Source organism: Ignavibacteriota bacterium (assembly GCA_019637995.1).
GTDB lineage: Bacteria > Bacteroidota > Ignavibacteria > Kapaibacteriales > UBA2268 > JANJTB01.
In genome coordinates this window covers 558,412-583,399 of the sequence record JAHBUQ010000001.1, presented here as the reverse complement: position 1 = coordinate 583,399, position 24,988 = coordinate 558,412, and the positions used below count along the sequence as shown (strand labels likewise).

14 protein-coding genes and 1 CRISPR repeat array (1 of these 15 cut by a window edge) are annotated in these 24,988 nt (G+C 30.8%); of the genes, 2 read left to right on the top strand and 12 right to left on the bottom strand.

The window, feature by feature from the left end:
• Positions 1-8,918: a CRISPR direct-repeat array (repeat unit 30 nt; unit sequence CTTTTAATCGAACTATATTAGAATTGAAAT) (it extends 8,346 nt beyond the left edge of the window).
• A 265-nt stretch (positions 8,919-9,183) separates the two neighbouring features.
• The 11 genes from KF896_02290 to KF896_02240 all read right to left on the bottom strand — a co-directional run bounded on the left by KF896_02290 (position 9,184) and on the right by KF896_02240 (position 20,496).
• Complete coding sequence (locus KF896_02290) at positions 9,184-9,363, bottom strand: hypothetical protein (protein MBX3042522.1); 180 nt, start codon at positions 9,361-9,363, stop codon at positions 9,184-9,186.
• Between the two features lie 22 nt (positions 9,364-9,385).
• Entirely contained in the window at positions 9,386-9,649 is a 264-nt protein-coding gene (locus KF896_02285) for a hypothetical protein (GenBank protein ID MBX3042521.1), read from the bottom strand.
• Between the two features lie 138 nt (positions 9,650-9,787).
• Positions 9,788-10,120 carry a helix-turn-helix domain-containing protein gene (locus KF896_02280; GenBank protein MBX3042520.1) on the bottom strand — a complete coding sequence of 111 codons (333 nt, stop codon included), beginning with the start codon at positions 10,118-10,120 and terminating at the stop codon, positions 9,788-9,790.
• Positions 10,121-10,270: 150 nt separating this feature from the next.
• The gene (locus KF896_02275; protein ID MBX3042519.1) at positions 10,271-11,026 is read right to left on the bottom strand and encodes a hypothetical protein; all 756 of its coding nucleotides are present in this window, start codon (positions 11,024-11,026) and stop codon (positions 10,271-10,273) included.
• Between the two features lie 82 nt (positions 11,027-11,108).
• Positions 11,109-11,987: a tyrosine-type recombinase/integrase gene (locus KF896_02270; GenBank protein ID MBX3042518.1), complete on the bottom strand. Its 879-nt coding sequence runs from the start codon at positions 11,985-11,987 to the stop codon at positions 11,109-11,111.
• Positions 11,988-12,140: 153 nt separating this feature from the next.
• Entirely contained in the window at positions 12,141-12,344 is a 204-nt protein-coding gene (locus tag KF896_02265; GenBank protein ID MBX3042517.1) for a hypothetical protein, read from the bottom strand.
• A gap of 383 nt (positions 12,345-12,727) precedes the next feature.
• Positions 12,728-13,831, bottom strand: coding sequence for a phytase (locus KF896_02260; GenBank protein ID MBX3042516.1), 1,104 nt, complete (start codon positions 13,829-13,831; stop codon positions 12,728-12,730).
• A 19-nt stretch (positions 13,832-13,850) separates the two neighbouring features.
• The gene (locus tag KF896_02255; protein MBX3042515.1) at positions 13,851-15,032 is read right to left on the bottom strand and encodes an alkaline phosphatase; all 1,182 of its coding nucleotides are present in this window, start codon (positions 15,030-15,032) and stop codon (positions 13,851-13,853) included.
• Position 15,033: 1 nt separating this feature from the next.
• On the bottom strand, positions 15,034-16,197 hold the full coding sequence (locus KF896_02250; protein ID MBX3042514.1) for a metallophosphoesterase family protein: 1,164 nt from the start codon (positions 16,195-16,197) through the stop codon (positions 15,034-15,036).
• Positions 16,198-16,597: 400 nt separating this feature from the next.
• Positions 16,598-19,387 carry a TonB-dependent receptor gene (locus KF896_02245; GenBank protein ID MBX3042513.1) on the bottom strand — a complete coding sequence of 930 codons (2,790 nt, stop codon included), beginning with the start codon at positions 19,385-19,387 and terminating at the stop codon, positions 16,598-16,600.
• A 197-nt stretch (positions 19,388-19,584) separates the two neighbouring features.
• Positions 19,585-20,496 carry a hypothetical protein gene (locus KF896_02240; GenBank protein ID MBX3042512.1) on the bottom strand — a complete coding sequence of 304 codons (912 nt, stop codon included), beginning with the start codon at positions 20,494-20,496 and terminating at the stop codon, positions 19,585-19,587.
• 593 nt (positions 20,497-21,089) lie between these two features.
• Here KF896_02240 and KF896_02235 point away from each other — a divergent pair.
• Positions 21,090-21,962 carry an HDOD domain-containing protein gene (locus tag KF896_02235; protein MBX3042511.1) on the top strand — a complete coding sequence of 291 codons (873 nt, stop codon included), beginning with the start codon at positions 21,090-21,092 and terminating at the stop codon, positions 21,960-21,962.
• 90 nt (positions 21,963-22,052) lie between these two features.
• Positions 22,053-24,326, top strand: coding sequence for an inorganic phosphate transporter (locus KF896_02230; protein MBX3042510.1), 2,274 nt, complete (start codon positions 22,053-22,055; stop codon positions 24,324-24,326).
• 60 nt (positions 24,327-24,386) lie between these two features.
• On the opposite strand, the gene KF896_02225 is transcribed toward KF896_02230, so the two are convergent.
• Complete coding sequence (locus tag KF896_02225; protein MBX3042509.1) at positions 24,387-24,986, bottom strand: HD domain-containing protein; 600 nt, start codon at positions 24,984-24,986, stop codon at positions 24,387-24,389.
• Positions 24,987-24,988: the final 2 nt, after the last annotated feature.

Sequence of the window (24,988 nt, the reverse complement as noted above, 5' to 3'; positions counted from 1 at the left end):
ACCTGAAATTGTTGGCAAGGGTTTAGCTGGTTCTTTTAATCGAACTATATTAGAATTGAAATTGCATTGTCATCCTTTTGGAGCGAAGCACGCATATCTTTTAATCGAACTATATTAGAATTGAAATATCTATCACTTGCAGACTTTACAAGACTGCTTACACTTTTAATCGAACTATATTAGAATTGAAATTGTTTTGAATAAAGCCATTCCGATAAATCCATGACTTTTAATCGAACTATATTAGAATTGAAATTTTTCTTTTATTTAGTGATTTCTCACGCTCAGACCTTTTAATCGAACTATATTAGAATTGAAATACCTTTTTAGACATAAATCACCTTATACTTATTCACTTTTAATCGAACTATATTAGAATTGAAATACTGCTGTAACTTCTCTAAAAGGCAGCACATAAATCTTTTAATCGAACTATATTAGAATTGAAATCCCCAGAAGGTTTAAATCGTTATTTGCAAGCGATACCTTTTAATCGAACTATATTAGAATTGAAATAATCTAAACGACTTTCTAATGAATCAAGTTTCTTTTCTTTTAATCGAACTATATTAGAATTGAAATTAGCACTACATCGTGGAAAACTAATGTATTGTTTTTACTTTTAATCGAACTATATTAGAATTGAAATCGTTCTAAACGTATTTCATTTCTGCTTTTAATCCCGCTTTTAATCGAACTATATTAGAATTGAAATCGCTAAACGATATGGAGCTAAAACACAATTTAAAGCCTTTTAATCGAACTATATTAGAATTGAAATATACGTCCGCTGTATTGCGATTAGCGAACTCCCCTCTTTTAATCGAACTATATTAGAATTGAAATATACGTCCGCTGTATTGCGATTAGCGAACTCCCCTCTTTTAATCGAACTATATTAGAATTGAAATAATGCTTACAATGCAATTGCCGTTTTGGGTGAAAGCTTTTAATCGAACTATATTAGAATTGAAATTTTCTCTGAAAATCATATCATAAGCAACCGTACTTCTTTTAATCGAACTATATTAGAATTGAAATTCTACTATTGCTGTTGCAGCAGAAAGGGCTTATGCTTTTAATCGAACTATATTAGAATTGAAATTAACAGTTCGCAGGTATATTTAGTTGCGGACTTTTAACTTTTAATCGAACTATATTAGAATTGAAATTCAAATGACTTCATTAATGCTGTGAAATCATCTTTCTTTTAATCGAACTATATTAGAATTGAAATCCCGCAACGGCAACCTTAGCCGCTTGCTCTGTAAACTTTTAATCGAACTATATTAGAATTGAAATTTTCCGAGTAATCTGAAGCCCAAGCACCAGACGGATCTTTTAATCGAACTATATTAGAATTGAAATCAAGAAAAGGTTATAAAAACATAACTATGACTCTGCTTTTAATCGAACTATATTAGAATTGAAATCTTCGTTGTCACTGTCAAGTGAATTTGTCGAAAGTCTTTTAATCGAACTATATTAGAATTGAAATTGTGTAAGTATAACCCTCTTCATCAAAAACTTCTTTCTTTTAATCGAACTATATTAGAATTGAAATTACTTTGTATTTTGATAAATCCGTTGCTTATTTTCTTTTAATCGAACTATATTAGAATTGAAATTCAAATTGATTTTGAAAAAAGTATGTGTTGGTTACACCTTTTAATCGAACTATATTAGAATTGAAATATTCTAACAGAGCTGGGGAAAGTGCGGATGAAAACCTTTTAATCGAACTATATTAGAATTGAAATAAATCAGAAACGCCAGAAGGGCAAAAATTTCATATCTTTTAATCGAACTATATTAGAATTGAAATTTGTTTTGTAAAATATTCGTAACTTGCATTAATAGTGCTTTTAATCGAACTATATTAGAATTGAAATACGGACACGCGTTTTAAAACATTTAAGAGATATTGACTTTTAATCGAACTATATTAGAATTGAAATAAAGTTATTATAGCTGAGAATGTAAAGGGACTTATCTTTTAATCGAACTATATTAGAATTGAAATAAAGTTATTATAGCTGAGAATGTAAAGGGACTTATCTTTTAATCGAACTATATTAGAATTGAAATTAAATTAACCTGATATATTTTGTTTTAGTATTTGCGCTTTTAATCGAACTATATTAGAATTGAAATCTAAAACCAAGAATTATAAATGGAGGTTTAACTAACTTTTAATCGAACTATATTAGAATTGAAATGACGGAGCTAAATGGAGAAAGAAATATTCAGAATGCTTTTAATCGAACTATATTAGAATTGAAATGAAATAAGTGATTCAGATGCTTATAAAAATTGCAATTCACTTTTAATCGAACTATATTAGAATTGAAATAGTTACGGGCGTAGCAAGAGCGTACGGACTCGTAGCTTTTAATCGAACTATATTAGAATTGAAATATGAATACTAAAGCCGAATTGCAAAGGGCATTGGACTTTTAATCGAACTATATTAGAATTGAAATATTGTACTTGCCCGCAAGCCAATTTCAGAAAAGACTTTTAATCGAACTATATTAGAATTGAAATGCAGGCAAGTTGGAGACGCTAAATGACTAAAACAAACTTTTAATCGAACTATATTAGAATTGAAATATTCGTTTATTTTATCGTTTACCTTTTCGAGCTTTGCTTTTAATCGAACTATATTAGAATTGAAATGAACACGTGCCCACGTTGGAAGAGCTGAAGCAGACTTTTAATCGAACTATATTAGAATTGAAATCTCTATTTTTGGGTCATTTCTAAACATACGGCATTCTTTTAATCGAACTATATTAGAATTGAAATAACAATACCGGCAACGGTTCGCAATCACATATTTGGCTTTTAATCGAACTATATTAGAATTGAAATCCGGAGCAAGTTGTGAAGATATATTGGCAATTTCGCTCTTTTAATCGAACTATATTAGAATTGAAATAAAACGATTTTTAGAACTGCCCCGTACAAGGGCATAACTTTTAATCGAACTATATTAGAATTGAAATATTCATATTTCTTTTTCCATTTAGCTCAACCTTTCGCTTTTAATCGAACTATATTAGAATTGAAATAACAAAGTATTACCGACAATAGCGGTTTCTACGTTCTTTTAATCGAACTATATTAGAATTGAAATTTTAATAACGTTACTAATGCAATTAATTTAAAAAAAGCTTTTAATCGAACTATATTAGAATTGAAATTCAACTATTGCTGTTGCAGCAGAAAGGGCTTATGACTTTTAATCGAACTATATTAGAATTGAAATTCAATTTCGCCTACGACTTGTATTTCGCTTTTTAGCTTTTAATCGAACTATATTAGAATTGAAATAAATTATTTTCTGATTTGTCAGGCGACAAAGTAAACACTTTTAATCGAACTATATTAGAATTGAAATTTTTAAGTCTATAAGTTACACCTACTTAGACTATCTTTTAATCGAACTATATTAGAATTGAAATCAAGGAATAATTGAGTGGATAAAAGAAAGATTAATACTTTTAATCGAACTATATTAGAATTGAAATAATAAAAGGTTAAATGATTTGCCAGACTTAGTCGCTTCTTTTAATCGAACTATATTAGAATTGAAATTCTTCAATTTCAGCTCGTACTTGTTGTAAAGTGTTCTTTTAATCGAACTATATTTGAATTGAAATAATTTGACCTATAATGAGCGTAAAGAGCTACTCATATCTTTTAATCGAACTATATTAGAATTGAAATGCACAAACTCTTTGTGCAAATTATCACGAATCCACCCTTTTAATCGAACTATATTAGAATTGAAATTATAATATTTAGTTTTTAAAAATTCAATTTCGTTTCCTTTTAATCGAACTATATTAGAATTGAAATTAAACAGTTTTTGTTATGGTAATGCCGTCAATTTCTTTTAATCGAACTATATTAGAATTGAAATATTGGTTTATATTACAAGCCAATTCGTGGCAAAGGTACTTTTAATCGAACTATATTAGAATTGAAATTTTGTTAGTTAGTTTGTTTCGTCTTTCTGCAAAACTCTTTTAATCGAACTATATTAGAATTGAAATAAAACTGAAAAACATCTGCTATGCCGCTTACAATCTTTTAATCGAACTATATTAGAATTGAAATTGCTTTATCCGCTAACGAAATTCAATACAATTACACTTTTAATCGAACTATATTAGAATTGAAATTAAAATCATCAGCGATATTTCTACACATACGAATCTTTTAATCGAACTATATTAGAATTGAAATCGGGACTTCGGTCCCGGCAAAATTTAGGAGAATTCTTTTAATCGAACTATATTAGAATTGAAATTACAAATTACTGCAGAAAAATGCCGTCAAATGTTTCTTTTAATCGAACTATATTAGAATTGAAATTCGTGAATGTCATTAAAACAAGACCCCTCTACACGCTTTTAATCGAACTATATTAGAATTGAAATTCAGTAGTTGATATTTCAGTAAGTTTTGATCACCCCTTTTAATCGAACTATATTAGAATTGAAATTGAACAGGTTGCTGAAAATATATTAGAAAAAGGGTCTTTTAATCGAACTATATTAGAATTGAAATCACGTATGGTGTTTTATAAAGTTCATCTAATTTCTGTCTTTTAATCGAACTATATTAGAATTGAAATATTGTATTATATAATCACAATAGCGATATTATAACTTTTAATCGAACTATATTAGAATTGAAATAAGTTATTTTCTGATTTGTCAGGCGACAAAGTTAACTTTTAATCGAACTATATTAGAATTGAAATAAAGATGAAGATTATACTTTGGATAAGATACTTGATGCTTTTAATCGAACTATATTAGAATTGAAATTAAGGTAAAACAACTACTATCTTATAACAACTGTCACTTTTAATCGAACTATATTAGAATTGAAATGCCGATATAGCTTGATAAACCGCACCTGCGATATTACTTTTAATCGAACTATATTAGAATTGAAATGACAATGACGGTGATTTATATTTACCTGTATCACCCTTTTAATCGAACTATATTAGAATTGAAATAGCTGAAATATTGCTTAAAAGCGGTGATATTAAGACTTTTAATCGAACTATATTAGAATTGAAATAAACTATAAAGGCGAGTTCTACGCCGTTGGCGCGGCTTTTAATCGAACTATATTAGAATTGAAATAAGATTATCAGAAATGCTATAATGGATTACCGTAGCTTTTAATCGAACTATATTAGAATTGAAATAAATTAGAGGATTTAAATGTCTAACAACGTTCCTATCTTTTAATCGAACTATATTAGAATTGAAATAACAAAAAAAATGGGAAAATTGTTAATTGCGAGTTTTCTTTTAATCGAACTATATTAGAATTGAAATCTTTTTGTTACGCTGTTAAGCATATATGCAGTTTAACTTTTAATCGAACTATATTAGAATTGAAATTCGTGAATGTCATTAAAACAAGACCCCTCTACACGCTTTTAATCGAACTATATTAGAATTGAAATTTACTGATGAAAACGATATGGTATTAGATAATACAACTTTTAATCGAACTATATTAGAATTGAAATTAATTAATGCTTAACCCAAAATTATACAAGCTATCTTTTAATCGAACTATATTAGAATTGAAATGTGGTCTGATAACTAACGCCTGAGGTTCTCAGCAGCCTTTTAATCGAACTATATTAGAATTGAAATTTATTCAAGAAGAATATCCAGAGCTGCTAAAAGCGCTTTTAATCGAACTATATTAGAATTGAAATTTTGGGCAGATTGCAGCGGGTATTTTGATTGCAGCTCTTTTAATCGAACTATATTAGAATTGAAATTTATCATTAGTGCAATCTAAATTTAATTCATATTTCTTTTAATCGAACTATATTAGAATTGAAATTAACTAATACATTTCCATCTGTTTGAAGTGATACTCTTTTAATCGAACTATATTAGAATTGAAATTAATATAGCTTTTATAATTTATATTATAATCGCATTCCTTTTAATCGAACTATATTAGAATTGAAATATTTTTAGCATGTATTTCGCTCTTATTGCCTTTTTCTTTTAATCGAACTATATTAGAATTGAAATGTTCTGCAAACTGGTATAATAAAGCTGAAATCGGAACTTTTAATCGAACTATATTAGAATTGAAATTTTATAAATTAAAATTAGGGCTTTATAACCTAATAACTTTTAATCGAACTATATTAGAATTGAAATGACAAATTATTTAGTTAATTTTTATGATGACATACCTTTTAATCGAACTATATTAGAATTGAAATACCTTAATTTCATATTATCATTCTCCTGTCTATATAGCTTTTAATCGAACTATATTAGAATTGAAATCTGCAATATTTTTAATAGAACCGAAGGCAGAACTCTTTTAATCGAACTATATTAGAATTGAAATAAAGTAATCGTGAGGCGGATTGTCTTCAACATTTACTTTTAATCGAACTATATTAGAATTGAAATTTTGCTATCTATCAATTTCAATTTCGCACAAAAACTTTTAATCGAACTATATTAGAATTGAAATGTTCTGCAAACTGGTATAATAAAGCTGAAATCGGAACTTTTAATCGAACTATATTAGAATTGAAATTAGTTCGCTGCAGATTTGTTTGAACTCATAATCAACCTTTTAATCGAACTATATTAGAATTGAAATTAACTAATACATTTCCATCTGTTTGAAGTGATACTCTTTTAATCGAACTATATTAGAATTGAAATTGAACAAAAGCATCTACCATGTCATCGTGTTCTGCAAACTTTTAATCGAACTATATTAGAATTGAAATTCTCATACGCTTTAAGTGAAACCCCATCTTCAATTTCTTTTAATCGAACTATATTAGAATTGAAATCCTCCTATATAGATTTTCATAATTCTTTGCCACAATGCTTTTAATCGAACTATATTAGAATTGAAATAAGTCATTTCATTTAATACGTTTTTAAGATGTTCACTCTTTTAATCGAACTATATTAGAATTGAAATAGTTACGAGCTATAAAATCCCAAACATTTTTGATTTTCTTTTAATCGAACTATATTAGAATTGAAATTAGTTCCGAAGCGTTCTAAGTGTTGATACTTTTTACTTTTAATCGAACTATATTAGAATTGAAATTGAACAAAAGCATCTACCATGTCATCGTGTTCTGCAAACTTTTAATCGAACTATATTAGAATTGAAATTCTCATACGCTTTAAGTGAAACCCCATCTTCAATTTCTTTTAATCGAACTATATTAGAATTGAAATTCAATTAATTCGTAATTATCCGTTCGCTTGCTTGCTTTTAATCGAACTATATTAGAATTGAAATAGATTTACAGGTAACTGTTGATAGCACAGGTTCTTCTTTTAATCGAACTATATTAGAATTGAAATTTATTTGCCTTGTCTAAATATGCTAAAAACCACACGTCTTTTAATCGAACTATATTAGAATTGAAATTTTGCTATCTATCAATTTCAATTTCGCACAAAAATCTTTTAATCGAACTATATTAGAATTGAAATAATAATTGCAGTTAGTTGCTTTGAAAAAACTAAAAGCTTTTAATCGAACTATATTAGAATTGAAATGCTGTTAACGTCACCTTGTAAAAATCTGTAAATCTATTCTTTTAATCGAACTATATTAGAATTGAAATTACTTAATGAAAAACTCATAACCTCAAAAGGCATTGCCTTTTAATCGAACTATATTAGAATTGAAATAAACCGATTGCTGAGAATATAGTTGATAACATAATCTTTTAATCGAACTATATTAGAATTGAAATAATGGGAACGGCAGGCTTGAATTTGCTTTATTTGCCTTTTAATCGAACTATATTAGAATTGAAATTTTGCTGCACATCGTTCATCATTTTAGCTTTTTCTTTCTTTTAATCGAACTATATTAGAATTGAAATCAAACAAAGGAATTCGCCATGACTGAATGGTTGGAACTTTTAATCGAACTATATTAGAATTGAAATAATTAGTGGTATATCGTAAAGAGCGTTATGCTTTCTTTTAATCGAACTATATTAGAATTGAAATAAGCATTGAAGTTAGATTTAATATTCTGAAAAATACTTTTAATCGAACTATATTAGAATTGAAATACGTAAAAAATTAGTGAGGTTTTAATGTTCCAGATCTTTTAATCGAACTATATTAGAATTGAAATTTTGCTGCACATCGTTCATCATTTTAGCTTTTTCTTTCTTTTAATCGAACTATATTAGAATTGAAATTATTTTAATATACTTAATTTCAGTTTATTAAAATTCTTTTAATCGAACTATATTAGAATTGAAATAAATATTGCTTTTCTTTTTCAATTCCAATATAATTACTTTTAATCGAACTATATTAGAATTGAAATATGCTTGAAAGAGCGGTGAATGCAGGCTCTAAAAGCTTTTAATCGAACTATATTAGAATTGTAATATATTTAATAAGCAAATGGCAGAACGAAGTGAAAGCCTTTTAATCGAACTATATTAGAATTGAAATACATTAGATATTACATTGATTTTCTTATCGGAGAAGCTTTTAATCGAACTATATTAGAATTGAAATTTCAACTTACGGTGGCATAATCCGATATGCTGAAGATCTTTTAATCGAACTATATTAGAATTGAAATGAATACAGGTACTAAAGTAATCTCATAATCACTCGTCTTTTAATCGAACTATATTAGAATTGAAATTCGTTTCAGTTCCTTATTATTTGCCGGAGTTTCCTCCTTTTAATCGAACTATATTAGAATTGAAATGTAGTTTCGGTAGCGGGCACAAGCACGGCGATGGATCTTTTAATCGAACTATATTAGAATTGAAATTATTAAATCCCATATCAAAACTATCTAAGTTCAAGCTTTTAATCGAACTATATTAGAATTGAAATGTGGGTAAATCCTTGTTTACTTCACAAAACTCAAAACATTGTTCTCAGTTCTGACAAAGTACACACCTTTGGGCAGGGCTGAGACATCTATTTTTGCAATCATTTTCAATATGTTATCTGAAATCATAAAATTTTACCAAAAAATGTACTTCGATATTACAAAAATAAGTAAAAATGAATAATTTTGGGAATACTTTTTACAAAATCTTTTACTTATTCATCATTGTTATTACCGTATTACGTAATTTACAAACATTTCGAGCCGTCAAATCAGCTCAACACAGTAAGTTGAAGTGAAATATTGAGTAAATTTTGAGTAACGGAATTTTGTTTTTATGTAAGTGGTCTGTATGTTTTTCGGAGAAATCAAGTAAGTAGTCTGAATATTATCGGCAGGTGTTCTGTAATTTGTTTTTGAAACAACCTGCCGATAGTTAGATTTCATCTACGTTTACGGGCTTGCAATCTTAAAAAAGACTTGGATAGCGTGGCTTCAGGTACTTTGTTCCTAATTCTTTTGGCAATTTCTTCATATAATCATCAATCGTCTTTTGATTTGAGAAATCAATGCCGACCAATTTGGAAATAGCCTTAACGAACTTATGAGGTAGAAACTCAGCTCTCTCAGCTTTATATATTGGGTCTGTTGTGGAATAACCCAACTCTTCAGCTAACTGATACTGACTAATTTGATTAAAAATCCGAATACATCGCAACTCAAAACCTGTCATAATGACCTCCTAAATATTTTATTAAACATAATAATTGAATATTTTCTTTATTAATTCCTGAAAATTGATTACTTTTGCAATGTAAATTATTAGATAAGGGACTTGGATTTGTTTCCAAGCCCTTTTTTATTTGAGTGTTCATCTTCCCCTCCCATTTAGAATTGATTCTTTAGCAGAGGCAACAGTTTTAAAGTCAAATTTATTGATTGAATTTAAAACTTCTTCAAGTATGAAGTAAACACGTCTGTTTACCTTGCGGTAGGGTATTCTGCCGTCTTTCATCCATTTGTGAATTGTAACACGGCTCACTCTGAAGAACTGGCACAAATCTTTTATTGATAGTAGTGCCGGTGGAGCTGGCTTTGGTATAAAGTCAGATTTTTCACTTGAAATACTGATTTTGTCAGATATTTCATTGACAAGTAATTCAATACTTGACTTATCAAGAGTAACTGTTAAGTTAGCATTCATTTAGCTTTCCTTATAAAGTTTATAAAAATTGTTAAAAAACTTGATGCAAATTATCACAATTTAACAAACTATACAAGGATACTTTAAGGTTTTTTTTTACAAAACGAATACAGTAATAATCAGTGTTTTCAGACTTGGTGAATTACAAGGTCATTTTTTGGGTGGCAAGGATATACCGAATTCATTCATAGCATCTTTTACATCCTTCCTAATTTTTGTCGAGTCATATTCACTGGTAATCTTTGTTTCATTTTTCTTATATGATTTTGTTGTCAATACCTCAATTGTATTGGCTTTATTTCCTTTCTTTGCAATTATCAATGAGTTATTTAACATTGTATTTAATGTTGTTTCTGAAATATAGTTATATTTGATAAGATGATAGAATATTGATGATGTTTCATACAAATTTGTATTAAAAATCATTTCGTTTTTTAATAAGAAAAATGATTGAAATCTATAATAGTCTGAACTAATGATATTATACTTAGTTAAAATGTTGTATAAACTTTGAAATGTTGCATAATCCTTTAGCCATTTAACATCAATAAAGTTTAACTCTGCAATCTTTTTATACTGCTTTTGAAGTATTGATAAAAACAAAATATAACTTGCAAGAAGAAGATTTTCATCTTCATGGATTTTGTGGTGTACAGGGATTTCATCAAATAATTTGTTATTATTAAGTTTCTTAAAAGTTTCCGGAGAGAGTTGATTTTTAACTTCCTTAAACTCAATATCAATCAATTGAAGTCTGTATTCTGTTTTTACTTGATTTAATATATCTAAAAAATGCCTCCTTTTATTTCTATAATACTGTGCCATTGTTGTTGTAGCAGACGATAAATCAGATACGTTCTCAAACTTGTAAATACCAAGAAAATGGTCATCGGTAACAATACTCATAATTTCTAATTCCTATTAAATATGTAAAAAATATAAAACGGAAAAGAATTATGAAAGTAACAAATACTATTCAAATTTTATTCTATATCTTCTTCCAAACATTTTTCATTTCATTCTGCTTAGCACTTGAAGTGATTTTGATGTACCTTTTCATCGTTTTGTATTCCTTATGTCCGGTGATTGACATGACTATTTCGGGGCGCATACCCTTTTCGAGTGATAATGTTACAAATGTTCGGCGGGCTGTATGGGTTGAAATGAATTCATATTTTGGTTTGATAATTTCGATTTTCTCCGAACCCTGATAATGTGTCCTTTTTGTTATACCTGTTATTTCCGCTAATTTGCAAAGTTCTTTTAAGTATTTATTACTTAATTGGTTTGATACAACTTTAAAGTCTGTTCCGCTATCTTTGTACCGGTTAATGATTTCAAGAGCATAGTCATTAAGAGGAATTGTCAGTATATCACGTGTCTTTTGAGTTCTCAAATTCCACGTATCATTAGCAATATCAGTCATTTTAAGATTTGCTATGTCAGAAAACCTTGCACCTGTAAAACACGACAAACAGAAAGTATCACGAATTTTGGATAAGGTGGTATTTTGTGTCAGGTCAAGATTGTATAGCCGCATCAATTCGCTCCCAGTAAGAGCCACCAACTCAACATCATCTTCTTTCAACCTGATTTTCTTATGATTTTTGTTTGAGTGGTAATCCCTTTCAAAAGTCCAGTTCATGAACGACTTCAACAATCTAAGTAAGCTCACAATCGTATTATTTTTTATTTGCGAGTGATTTATGCAATAATTTACAAATTTATCATTAAACTCAAGCCCAATATCTGAAAACATAAGTTTAGTTTTGTGATAAATTTCATAATTTTTGAGATGATTTTTCAGAGTAACATAGTTTTTATAAGTATGTTTTGAAATTGCTTGTTTTTTGGTAGATAAAAACAAGTCGTAAATATCGAAAAAAGTATTTTTCCGCTGTTTCTCATTGACCGATGGATTAAAAACATTTTCAATGACAAGTTGTTTAAATGATTTTGAATTGATTTCGGTTTTATTTTGAATACATGAAATAAAAAGAGCGCTGATTTCACTTTTAATTTATGTCAGATATTCATTGTACTCCATGCTAAGAGGGTGATTTCTGCGAACAATTTCTCTTTCAGGATTCCACAAATCAGGAGCCACTTTAATTTTCGCATTAATATATTCAGTTCGTCCTTTTTCGATGCCTCTAATAAATAGAATAACAGCTTTCTCACCACTTTTAGAAAGTTTACTGTCCAGATAAAAATGTAAATTCATAAACAAACCGAAATAATGTTGATAATATATTTACGAAAGTAAGTAAAATCACTTAAACCACCAAATAAAATACCAACATTATTCCAACAATATTTTTGAATATATACACTATATTACTTCATAATAATGTACCAATGAAACCTATAATACCTATATTATATAACAAGTTATACTATCTTATATAAATCTTTGTAAAGTAATATAAACTATATTTCGACTTCGCTCAGTGTGACATAAAGTTTTATTGATTATATTATACCTTAAAGAACTGAGAATTTATTTCTTCTCTGAATCAAGAGCTCTGAAAATAACAAAGCCCCAATTATTTGTTGGGGCTTTTGCTTAGATGCAATACTATATTTCTGAATTTTTCCGAAAACTAATCATTTACACTTTAAATTTAATGTATTTAAAATATTATTTAAGTCAAATATACCAACTCCGCCATCATTATGAACTGCGATAAAAATTCCTTTATTAAATTTGCCAAAAGGCAATTGAGAAAGCCATATTCCATCTGTATTGCCTGATGTTTTGCTTATAAATGAAGATAAATATTTCATACTTTTTCGGTCATAAATATGGAATGTGTTATTACCCAAATTGTAATAATCCTGGTCAGTACAAAACCAATATCCTTCTCCATTACCGCAATCGTACAAAGCAATACCCTCTGCCTGATATTCAAATTCGTCATCACCAATTATTATTCCGGTAAAGTTACCTTCTAAGTCATAAATTTTGATTCCTAAGTTGTTTTTATCCTCCTCTGCTATGAGCAGGCGATTATTATCAGGGTCAGCATAAATTGATTCAACAACCCATAACATACCCGGACCTGAAGTATCACCGAACTTTTTGATTAATTTACTTTCAAAGTTTCTATTACTTTCGTCGTATTTGAAAGAGTATTTGTGAACTCTTTCATTGAGCTTGTAATAATGTGGATATGCCTCATCATTTTCACCCTCATAATTATCTGTAACAAACAAAGTAAACTCATCATCAGAATTCTTATAAACAGTAATCCCATAAGGGTATTTCAGGTATTCTTCACCAATGAATCCAACATGAGAAAAATCCTTCAAATTAATAACTTGTATTCTGTGATTATCCCTTTCACAGACAAGCAAAAGATTTTCAATAACCCAAATTCCATTAGGTCTTGCAAATTCCATTTGCCCGTTACCTTCTTTTCCGATTGTTTTAACAAGTTCCCCATTTTCAGCATTATAAATAAACAAATTATGTTTGGCTTTTGATGTGGCGATAATTAAATTTCTTCCGTCAGCGGTTTGATAGAATGTTGGCGAATCAATATTGTCATCATCATTCCATGGTGATAAAAACTCTTCTGAAATGACAGGAAATTCTTTGTTACTTTGTTCAATTTCAATTACTTCTTTAACTTCTTCTTTTTCTTTGCATGATATTATAATTGAAAAAGCTAATGTTAATAGTAAGACATATTTAACAAAAATGTTCATTTTCTTCTCCAGTAATTTTTTAAAATTTTAAAATTTTCGCAATAGTTTTTGGAATATGTGTGTTTTCATAATAACCGGTAAAAAGGTAAGAATACGGACCAATTGCATAAACCGGAACCGGTTGCGGTGAATGGTCGCCTGTTGCCCAAGCTGCAGTCATCATCCTTGTTTTGCGATTGGCTTCAACTATGACAAGTCCTCCGGTTTCGTGGTCAGCAGTTACTATAACAAGCGTATTACCATCTTTACGGGCAAAATCAACTGCTGCTTTAATTGCATCGTCCATTTGTTTCATTTGAGTAGTCAGACCCATTATATCGTGATTATGGCAGTATTCATCAGTGCCATCTTCTTCAATCATTAAAAAGAAACCTTTTTCATTTCGGTTAAGCAATTGGATTGATTTATTTGTTACTTCTTCAAGTGTCAATTGATTATCTTTATTTTTGACATCTCTTAAAATATCCATACTGTCAATTAAGGCAATAATTCTATTTGAATTTGAGTTTAGAAAATCATTCTTAGTACGGATGACATCATAACCTCTCTCTAAAGCGAGTTCGGCAGCACTTTTGCCGTTATGTACTTTATCATCAAATGCAAAGCTATTTCCAAGGAATATATTAATTCCTGTATTGCTCATTGATGCAGCAATTTCATGCTTCATTTTTCTGCTTGGAGCATTAACTGAAAAACCCGCCGGTGTTGCATCCGCAAGTTGTCCCGTTGATATAATTCCAGTTGAATATCCTTGATTTCTAAATAATTCTGTAATTGATGTTCGTACAATTGAATCCCTGCTCATACCAATCATACCTCTTCCAGTTTTAATACCGGTTGCAAGAGCAGTAGCTCCGGCACCTGAATCTGTTATGTAATTATCATCATCTGGTGCTGTATTGGATTGTCCTGTAACAGGGAATCTTTCGCAATACATTTTGCCTTCCGGTCCGTAAATCATTAGCCGTGAAGCAAGAACCTGATTAATACCGACACCATCACCTAATATCAATATTACATTTTTTATAGAATCGCCACCGAAATTCTCAAGGGTTGAATAATCTCCGGGTACATCTTCAGAGAATTTCAAAGAATCATAAGTAAAAACTAAGATATCTCTTTTGGGCTTCTCATCAGAGCAGGAGCTTATTAAAGCAATTGCTAACAGAAGTGTTAAAATATAAGTCGTATTTCTTTTCATATCACTGCCTTAATTTCTTAAATATTTTATGATTGTCGAATAATTGATTTTCAATTCCAATTGCTTTTAAATCAATTGATTTACGGGTAACTTCAATTAACCAGACGTGTAAATCTTTTGAGGCGAAACCTCCCTTAAGAAACCATCTGTTTGTATCAGGTTCTCTTAAAGGCGCTCCAAGACCACCTTCACCAATGTAAGTAATCCCACGCTCTAAGTCAATTTTTCCATTTCTAATCGGAATTGTTCTTTTAAGACTGTGACCATCTGATTCTATTGCTAAATCAATATTATATTTTTCAAATAAAGGTATCCAATTATCTCTTACTCTTTTAAATTTATATTCATTTGTATCTTTTACGGCCGGGAAAGCCGGCTTGTGATAATTCACAAGCAGCCATTTTGATTTTTCTCTCAATTCAGGAAGTTCTTCTTCAAGCCAATGATACTGCTCACCTGTTAATGAAATTTCGGTATTCAGAGTTATGAGTGAAATATCATTCGTAACTTTTGAACTGTAATAATAACTGAATGCAATATCCTCATTGATATTATCTTCTCCTAAATAAAAATTTTCAAGGAAGCCAATTTCAGTATCATGATTACCCATAGACACAAAATATGGAAGTATTCTGTTATCTGAACCGTAGGAATATTTCATATCGTCAAAAAACCAATACAGATGCCTCCAATCAGCCGTAGTGCCGAAATCTGCACCATGTATCATAGCATATATATCAGGGTTTTCATCAATTAGCTTAGCTATGAGCTTCATTACATTCTGCCTGTCAATATGCGGAGTTCTGCCGGCGTATCTGGGTTTGTCGCCACCAAGCCGTGAATCACCCCCTGCGACAAATTTGATTTTTTCAATATCATCCGGAGCAGTAATAAAATAATATTCATCGGAAAACTTGCCATCATTTTCAAGTGTGAAATAATATTTCGTATTCGGTTTCAGTCCGTTTAATTCAGTGTGATAATAGAAACCGGGCGTTACTCCTTCCACAAAATCCATCTTTTTCATCGTTACTTTTCCAAATCTTGAGGATTCAGAAATAAATTGATACTTGGATTTGTTACCTTTTCTGCTGACTGTATCATAGTGAACTTTGCCGTAATCACTTTGCTGAAGATTATTCCATGATATAACTGCATGTTTCATCGGATTTTCAACCCAAATTACTCGTGGAAAAATTGGAGTTTTTTTTATATCATCAATTTCAGATGTTTTTTGATTACATGAAATCAAAAAGACAAACAATAATGTAATAATGAAAAAAAAATATATTTCAAATTTTGATATATTTTGCATAATACTAATTAAAAAGTTTATAAATCATCTATTGAAAAAGTTTACCAAGTGTATTTCAGCATATTTCTAATTGTAAACTACAGATACTAAGTAAAAATGAGTTCGCAATTTGGATGTCTTTCTGAGAGAAGCGAAGACCACGAAGTAGAACCTTAACAAATCAATTCTTTGTAAGTCCTTCTAATACAAATGATTTCTTCAGTTACTTCGCTCCTCAGAATTTTAAAATTATTAACTCAAATAAATTTAATTATAAATCTATTCTCATACCAAACTGAAAACGTACATTGTAATACTCAGATTGCATAATTCTTGAACTAATTCCCTGAAAATAATTCAAAGGTTGGTTTAGCAAATTATTAGCTTCGGCAAACACTCTGATTTTTGGTGTAATTGCATAATTTGCATTCACATCAAGGTGAATTGCATTATCATAAAATCTGTCGTAAAATGCTTCTTCACCAAATTCATCTATAAATGATGAAGCGTAATTAATTGATGCCCTGAAAGAAAACGCTTCGCTATCATAAGAAAGTGATGCATTAAGTGTATGTTCGGCTGTACCGGGAAGCGAAATATCATCATTTTCTCTACCTTCAATGCGAAAATCACTTACACTACTTGTTGTATAGGTGTAATTAAAGTAAAGTCCAAATCCTTTCCAGAAACCGGGTAGAAAATCAAGTTGCCTTTGTGCAGAAAATTCAAATCCGAATATTTCGCCATTACCACCATTGATTGGCTGACTGTAAGTATCCCATGTGTTTCCTTCGAACAAGAAGTCTTCACGCGTTTCGACAACTATGAAGTCATTAATTTTTTTATAAAAAACTCCGGCTGAAATAATACCAATTGTTTGAAAATATTTTTCAAACATCAGGTCAAAATTCATAGAAGTAGTAGGGGTCAATTCCGGATTACCAATAGCTATTTCATTGTCTTCTCTTGTAATTTCTCTGTATGGAACCAAAGAAAAATAATTTGGTCTTGCCAGAGTATTAGTCCAAGCAGCTCTTAAAATCGTAGTTTTATCAAAGTTGTATTTCATGTGTACCCCCGGAAGAATGTTCATATAAGAATCAGAAACTTTATCGGTCAAAGTATTTTCGTCTTCATCAGCATCATATTGATTACCTTGGTATTCCTGGGTTGTGTGTTCTAAACGTAAACCAGCTATCATGAAAAGTTTATCACCAATATTCTGATTTAGCATTACATAACCGCCTACAATATTTTCGGTTGCGTTAAAATTACCTGACTCCCCTTCAGCTATACGCTCTTCTTCAAAAAGCGCTGAGTTTGTGAGGTCAAGATTTCCAAGATAATCTGCTGAAACCTGTTTGCCGGTTGCATAATCACCAACTAAAAAGTTATCTTTTGTAAAGTTTTCAAGGTTATTAAGTGTATTAGCATTGAAAGCGTCTTCATCTACCGGACTATATTCGAAAAGTCTGTTATCCCGCATTTTTTCTTTACCTCTGTAACGAACACCCATTTTAAGACTGTTTTTATATTTTTTTTCAAGTAAAGGAATTGTAAAATTCAGTCTGAAATTTTTGTCAATGTCTTCAGTTAGCTGAAACTCTTCTGTAATTTCACCAATTGAATAGTCATTACTAAAATCGGCTGAAGATGCCGGAGAAACATTTGTAATTCTTGGGACTCTTTTATCCGAAAAATCTGTAGAAAAAGTTAAGTCCTCCACTTCATAAAGAATATACCTTTCATTTGGTCTTTCTTCAGAAGCTTTACTATATGATGCAGTCCAGTCAGCATTTATATTTCCAAACTGGTGGTCACCACCCAAAGCAAAAGTCATCATACGCTGGTCTTCAAGACGAGCATTTTTGGTATTAGAATTACCTCCTTTGGTTTCTTTTTCCATAACACCAACCCATGAGTTGTTATCTTCGTCAAACTCAACATCTTTATATACCGTACGGTATCTGTTTTCCCAGTCATTCCTGTGATTATAAATACCATTAAAGAATATGTTATGATTTGAGTTGATGTTATAATCAAGACTTAGTGAATAACTTTGTCTAATTCGCTGTAAATAATACTGACGTACTTGCATCTCATTTGTAAATGCTGAAATATCTTTATTATCTTCATTACTATAATCCCATTCAGCTTCAAAATTGTCACTGCCTAATTGATGATTATGATAAGATGCACTTGCTATAACCCCAAGTTTGTTATCAAAAAAACGATCTCCTAAAATAAATGCAAAATTGTAAATGGGTTTCTCAGCAAGCAAGTTATATCCGGAACCTAAAGTAAAGCTTATACGACGGTCATAAGGAGCTGAGCGGGTTACAAGATTAACCGAACCACCAATCGCATCGCCATCCATATCAGGAGTTACTGCTTTGTTAACTTCTATTGCCTGAATCATATCGGCAGGAACAAGGTCTAACTGAATTGTGCGGTCTTCAGCTTCAGCGGAAGGAATACGTTCTCCGTTTACCATTACAGAGTTATATTGTGGTGCGGTACCTCTGATATTCCCAAATCGAGCTTCCCCTTGGTCATATTGAACATTGATACCGGGTATGCGTTTCAAGGCATCGCCGATATTTGCATCAGGGAAGCGTCCAACTTGGTCGGAAGATATGATATTAGTAATATTACCTTTGTTCATTTGCGTGTTGAGGGCTTTAGATTGACCCTGTAAATTTCCGATTACAACAATTTCAGAAAATTCCTTAAATCCGGGCACCAAACTGTAATCTATCACAGTGGTTTTTCCGGGTTCAACAATTACTTCTTTTACTTCAGTAATGTAACCAATATAGGAAACTCTAAGCTCGTAAGTACCGGCAGGAATTCCGGTTAAAGTGAAAAAACCGAATTTATCTGAATATGTACCTTTTTTCAATGATTCAACTGCTATAGTTGCTCCCGGCATTGTCAGGTTATCTTTATCCAGAATTCGTCCTTTAATAATTCCCGTTTGCTGAGAATTCGAATTAATCGTAGCAAAGAAGAATATTGCCAATAGAAGGAAAGTAGTTTTGAAAAAGTAAGAATTACGCATATAAGTACTCCAAATATTGTAAAAAATTATATTCAAAAGTACATGCCAATTGTTAATTCTTTATGAAATATAGATTGATGTTTAGTTAATAATTGATTTAATTGAGTGAATCAGAAATATAATTGACAAAAAAATCAAAATGAAAATAATCATTTAACTATTTCCTTTTGTAATAATTCATTGTTACATTAAGCTGCTCATCGCCCTCTACTTCGCTTGTTGTGTAGTATCCCGTTTTTTTTACAATCAAAGCAAATTGATTCACCCTTAGGCTCTGAAATCAAGGGAAGGCATTGAGGATTTTGTTGAAAAGTGTATTTCAGAAGCTCTCTGCCTTTTCTCGTCCAATAATATACTCTTATGTAATTTCTAACTAAGATTTCTTTTCCATCAGGGCTTATATCCGCTCCGGTTGCAGTGTTAAAGGGTAATGTAGCGATATGCTCCAATTCGTTGATTTCTTCGCAGTACGGATATTTAGAAGTAAATACTCTCGAGAATCCCTCTCGCTTGTTGATTACAAATAAATCAATCGAAATAGGGTCAATAAGCAGTGATTCAGCATCTTTAGCGCCATCAGGATATTTGAAAAATATCTCGCGATTATGCTGTAAATCAGTAATTATTGAAGTATCAAAATTTACAATTTTCGGCTCTTCAATTTCTATAATCTTAATATTTGTTCTTATAGCATTATTGTCACCAATATCTCCAATATAGATATAGGATTTACAATCGAAAGGATTTTTTACACAAGCGATATCTTCCCAGTCCCTATTACCACTTGTAACTCTATAAGTTGCAACTAAATTTCCGAGAGAATCCAGAAGGAATAAATTTGGTGAATTTCCGCTGTCATTATGCACCCAATAATAACCCGGATTATTGATACTTGCTGCCATACCTGAAATTTCATTAAGCGGTGGTGATTGAATAATACTTAACTGTTTGCCACTATCAAACAAGTCATTATTAGTTCCTGTGCAGTTTTCTGCAATTTTGATTTCAAATGGTTTTTCGCTTATATCAATTGGCGAATCATCACACTTGATGAAGAGCATGATAATTAATATTGCTACAATAAATTTGAGAACATATTTTATAATCATAATTGATTTTATTATTAAATTGGGTTTGTCCGAAAGGCATATTACTCGAAAGCTGTCATACTAAGAAAGTAATTACCCTTGTAGAAAAAAATAATCAATGACACGGTGGTCAGTCTGAGCAGAGTCGAAGACTAAAGAAAACACTTCGACTTCGCTCAGTGTGACACTGGGTTGTTGATATGATATTTTTTTGTCAGTCTGAGCGTAATCGAAGACTAAAGAAAACACTTCGACTTCGCTCAGTGTGACACGACTCGCTCAGTGTGACACTGGGTTGTTGATATGATATTTTTTTGTCAGTCTGATTTGAGCTATCAGAAAATATCCTTACAAACCAAAGATTTGTTGTCATTAAGCAAAAGTATTGGTTTATTAGAATTTAATAAATAAAAATTGTTTAATCCGATTTTTCAAGGTAAACTTTGTCTCTAAAGATATAATTTCTAAATTTCTTTAAAAAAACAGCAGTATTATTGAGCTTTTTTAAGAAACTTGTTTTATTTCTAATACATTTTTGTTATTTTTAACTTTTGTATATATTAAAATAGTTTTTTTTATTTCATAAAATAATTTTAGCAAAAGATACTTAAAATATGTCAAATGTGCACGACTTCATACAGACACAAGAATTTGCTACACTGCCTGCAGTTGTAACAAAGATTTTGGAATTGCTGGAAAGCGAAGAAGTTGATATCAGAGCTGTTTCCGGATTAATTGAGGCAGATGCACCGCTGACATTAAAATTACTAAGGGTAGCCAATTCACCACTTTATGCTCTCAGGTCTGAAGTGAGTTCTATTCATCAGGCAATATTGCATTTAGGATTAAACAGACTCACAAATATCGTAATCGGTGTTTCAATATTTTCAAAATTCCTATTAAGTAAAAACAAGTCAATTAATTCATTATTGGAAGAATTCTGGTGGCACTCTTCTTGCGTTGGAATGATATCTAAGTCTCTTACAGTCAAAACCGGAAAGTTCTATAAAGAGAATGAGTTTATCGGCGGATTGCTTCATGATATTGGAAAACTAGCTTTAATTCAGTATGATGTTGATAAATATATCGAAGTAATAAGACTTGTTGAAGAAGAGCAAATGCAAGACTTAGATGCTGAGCAAAAAGTATTTAATACCGATCATACTATTGTTGGTTCTGAAATTGCCAAATTGTGGAAATTACCGGCTGAGCTTTATGACATCATAACTTATCACGAAAGATTAGATGACCTGAAAAGAAATCGTGAGTTGGTCTCAACTGTAAGAATTGCAGATTTGCTTGCTGAAATATGGGGTGCTGGTTTTCATGAAGGTTTACGCACAGTAATAATTGAAAATGAATCGGCATGGAAGTTATTACTTGAATCATATCCTGAACTTAATGAAATAGATTTGGAGCTTTTAACATTTGAACTTGAAATTGAATTTAAAAAAACTGTTGATTTTTTAAAACTTGTTAAAAGTTAGAATTTACAAATTGATATGAAAACAATGCCGGATATAAAAACTCTATTTATAATAAACATAATTTTGTTACACACCTAAAAAAGTTTGAACGTGGATATATTTATTGTCAGTTTGATAATACTTGGATTACTTGCTGTTACTGACCTTACTGTTGGCGTTGCTAATGACGCTGTAAACTTCTTAAATGCCGGCGTTGGTTCACGTGCCGGTTCCTATAAAAAAATACTATTCGTAGCTGCTCTTGGGGTATTGGTTGGTGTATTATTCTCCAGCGGTATGATGGACATAGCAAAATCAGGTATTTTTAATCCTCAATATTTCGTTTTTTATGAGGTTTTGATAATATTTGTTGCAGTTATGTTTACTGACTTGTTGCTTTTAGATCTTTTTAATACATTTGGACTTCCTACCTCGACTACTGTTTCGGTAGTATCGGGTATGTTTGGTGGTGCACTTGTAATTTCAATTTTGAAAATTCACGGAGCCGGAGAAGCATTAGCAAATGTAGCTGTATATCTTAATGTTGCCAGTTTATTCAAAATATTTACTGCTATCCTATTATCAATAGCATTTGCTTTTATATTCGGTTTTTTGGTTCAGTATATTACAAGGCTGATATTTACTTTTGATTATAAGCAAAGATTCAGACGTTACGGTGCAATTTGGGCAGGCATTTCAATTACTATATTATCATATTTTATATTGATGAAAGGTGCTAAAGGAGCGAGATTTTTACAGGAGATTGGTGTTACTGAATGGATTTTTGATAATATAGGTTTACTGCTTATCTCAAGTTTGGTATTCTGGACAGTAATATTTCAGCTCATAATGCTGATTTTCAAAAATGCAAATATATTAAAATTTATAGTTCTGCTTGGTACATTTGCACTCGCAATGGCATTTGCTGCCAATGACTTAGTTAACTTTATAGGTCCAACACTCGCTGCAATAACAGCATATTTCATTGCAGTTGTTACTCCCGATGTTGGAACGGCAAATATGGCAGACTTAGCCAACAGTAAAGTTCAGGCTGAGACCTGGATGTTGCTTTTTGCTGGTGGTGTTATGGTCGTTACATTGTATTTTTCCAAGAAGACCCGAACTGTAATTCAAACATCTGTAGGACTTGGCAGGCAATCTGAGGGCGAAGAGTATTTTGATTCTAATATGCTCGCACGTTCTCTTGTAAAAATGGTAATTTCATTTGTTGATATAATTAAAAAAATAACACCCATAAAACTGCAAGATTTTGTTCAATCAAGATTTAATTTAGCTGACTATAAGCCAGACCTTGATGAAAATGGTAATGCGCCTGCTTTCGATTTGTTGAGAGCGTCTGTTATTTTGATTGTATCATCAGGATTAATATCTTTTGCAACATCGCTAAAACTGCCTCTATCAACTACTTATGTTACATTTATAGTTGCTATGGCTGCTGCACTTCCCGATAAAGCCTGGGGAAGGGACTCGGCTGTTTACAGAGTTGCAGGAGTAGTTACCGTAATAACAGGTTGGTTTTTCACTGCATTTTTAGCTGCACTGACTGCTGCCACAATCGCTCTAATAATATATTACAGCGAAATTTATGGCTTATTGGGTCTGGTTATTTTTACTTCATTTGTTTTAATCAGGACAGCTAAAATTCATAAAGATAAAGAAAATGAAAGAAATATTGAATTAAATTCGGTCGAACCTGCTATGGCAGGAGATAGTGTTGCAAAAACTCATATCAAAAGTATTGTAAAAGATGCTGTGAATTTTATTGATAATATCGTCAAAATTTCAACAAACAGCTATTTGGGGCTTACTCAAAATGACTTGAAAATTCTAAAAAAATTCAGAGGTAGTAGTAAAAAACTGAACAAAAAACTGAATTTGCTGATAAAAAATACCGTTGATTATATCAAAAATGATGTTTCAATGTATGATGCTGAACCAGAGATTATTAGTATAGTTTCATTATGTCAGGATATGGCTGATAAAGTAATAACTCTTACTGAGCAAAATTTTGCATATATTGACAACAATCACCACAAGCTCTTTGAAGACCAGCTAAATGACATTATTATAATGACAAAAGAAATTGAAAACTTCTCAAAAATAATTGAGAAGGGATTCAAGGCTGATGGTATAATTTCTCTGGACGAGCTTATAAGTCTGGAAAAGAGTTTTAACGACTCTATGAAGCTCATGAACAAAAATCAGATTAATAGAATTCGTAAAATGCCACCAAGTATGAAACGAAATATTCTGATGCTAAATATTTTAAATGATGTTCAGGGGCTTGGAAGTTCAATGATAAAAATTGCTGAAAACTTAATCAAGCTCAATCTTAGAGTTCTCACATCACAAGTTGAAAAGTAGAGCGACATCAAGAAATTGCAGTAAAATAAAAAACTTACTCAAAAATACGCAATAAAATATTTACCCCAATATTTTATTGCGTTCTTGTTTTAACTCATGAAGAAGTTTCTTTACAGCTGGATTTTCACTTTTTTCTGCAACAGGAAAAAGTGTAGAAATAATATTCAAAATATAATTAATCGGGTTAAACATCGGAGAAACTTCCAAAGAACGAAAATTATCCAAATGCTCTCCAAGCCAAATTATAAGATAATCGTCTGAAGGTATTTTTAGAGTATTTATATTATCATTAACAGGCATTGGGTATTTTTTAATTGCAGCAAAATCATCTTTAAGAATTGTCAGCAAATATGTAACATAAGCCCCAAAATTATAGTTAATAATTTCAGGAGAAATTTCATTGCTAGCTTCAAAAATATCATGCAGTAGCGCCGCAATCAATATTTCCGGCTCAGTTAATCCAAGTTCAGAAACAAGTATTTTGCAAACTCTCGTTGTATGGAAGAAATATGGCGAGCCATTGAAAGATTTTTTATCTGAATAAGCCATATCTGCCATATCATAAGCAGACAAAATCCGGTTTAGTTCGACAGGGTCAACTATCCCATTTAATGCGTTTTCCAGCTCTTCTTTGCTGAAATATGTTCTGCTATATAACATAA

What these genes read in the sequence shown, in the direction of transcription:
- KF896_02290 (MBX3042522.1), bottom strand. Translation starts at nt 9,363, where the DNA reads ATGAAATCTAACTATCGGCAGGTTGTTTCAAAAACAAATTACAGAACA.
- KF896_02285 (MBX3042521.1), bottom strand. Translation starts at nt 9,649, where the DNA reads ATGACAGGTTTTGAGTTGCGATGTATTCGGATTTTTAATCAAATTAGT.
- KF896_02280 (MBX3042520.1), bottom strand. Translation starts at nt 10,120, where the DNA reads ATGAATGCTAACTTAACAGTTACTCTTGATAAGTCAAGTATTGAATTA.
- KF896_02275 (MBX3042519.1), bottom strand. Translation starts at nt 11,026, where the DNA reads ATGAGTATTGTTACCGATGACCATTTTCTTGGTATTTACAAGTTTGAG.
- KF896_02265 (MBX3042517.1), bottom strand. Translation starts at nt 12,344, where the DNA reads ATGAATTTACATTTTTATCTGGACAGTAAACTTTCTAAAAGTGGTGAG.
- KF896_02260 (MBX3042516.1), bottom strand. Translation starts at nt 13,831, where the DNA reads ATGAACATTTTTGTTAAATATGTCTTACTATTAACATTAGCTTTTTCA.
- KF896_02255 (MBX3042515.1), bottom strand. Translation starts at nt 15,032, where the DNA reads ATGAAAAGAAATACGACTTATATTTTAACACTTCTGTTAGCAATTGCT.
- KF896_02250 (MBX3042514.1), bottom strand. Translation starts at nt 16,197, where the DNA reads ATGAAACATGCAGTTATATCATGGAATAATCTTCAGCAAAGTGATTAC.
- KF896_02245 (MBX3042513.1), bottom strand. Translation starts at nt 19,387, where the DNA reads ATGCGTAATTCTTACTTTTTCAAAACTACTTTCCTTCTATTGGCAATA.
- KF896_02240 (MBX3042512.1), bottom strand. Translation starts at nt 20,496, where the DNA reads ATGATTATAAAATATGTTCTCAAATTTATTGTAGCAATATTAATTATC.
- KF896_02235 (MBX3042511.1), top strand. Translation starts at nt 21,090, where the DNA reads ATGTCAAATGTGCACGACTTCATACAGACACAAGAATTTGCTACACTG.
- KF896_02225 (MBX3042509.1), bottom strand. Translation starts at nt 24,986, where the DNA reads ATGTTATATAGCAGAACATATTTCAGCAAAGAAGAGCTGGAAAACGCA.